Below are 505 nucleotides of genomic sequence, written 5' to 3'. Positions count from 1 at the left end.
ACTGACTTCAAAACTACTGTGTAATTTTAAAGCTATTATCGTTCCAACAGAACGATAATGAATTGACTGTGCCAAATAACCCCTCTCTATAAAGAAAGTAATTATTTGTATTGGTCACTTCGTTTCATTGAAACCTAATTTGATACCGCTCTTTATTAAGAGAAATATCTAATTGGATTATCATCAACGAGTGCCCACACAGATTGATAGGTTTATATTGTTAAAGAGCTTTGCTTTCAGTGCCTTAGCACTTAAGCAGGACGCGTATAATACGCYATTGACTCTGTAAGTCAACATAAAACTCTAAATAATTTAGAACTTTATGGTGACTTGCTTAGTAAATAAGCAAAGTCGAAATTAAAGCCTGGCGATGTCCTACTCTCACATGGGGAAACCCCACACTACCATCGGCGCTAATTCGTTTCACTTCTGAGTTCGGCATGGAAATCAGGTGGGTCCAAATCGCTATGGTCGCCAAGCAAATTCTTTAATTCGGAAAGCTGTT

Annotated in this window: 1 rRNA gene; it reads right to left on the bottom strand. The window is 37.5% G+C overall.

Annotated elements, in window-relative coordinates:
- Positions 1-362: 362 nt before the first annotated feature.
- Positions 363-479, bottom strand: a 5S ribosomal RNA gene (rrf, locus tag ELS82_RS25910).
- Positions 480-505 lie beyond the last annotated feature (26 nt).

Source organism: Vibrio ouci (assembly GCF_004551525.1).
In the GTDB taxonomy this organism is placed as follows: domain Bacteria; phylum Pseudomonadota; class Gammaproteobacteria; order Enterobacterales; family Vibrionaceae; genus Vibrio; species Vibrio ouci.
The sequence above is the reverse complement of the archived record's forward strand: the minus strand, read 5'-3'. Positions and strand labels throughout refer to the sequence as shown.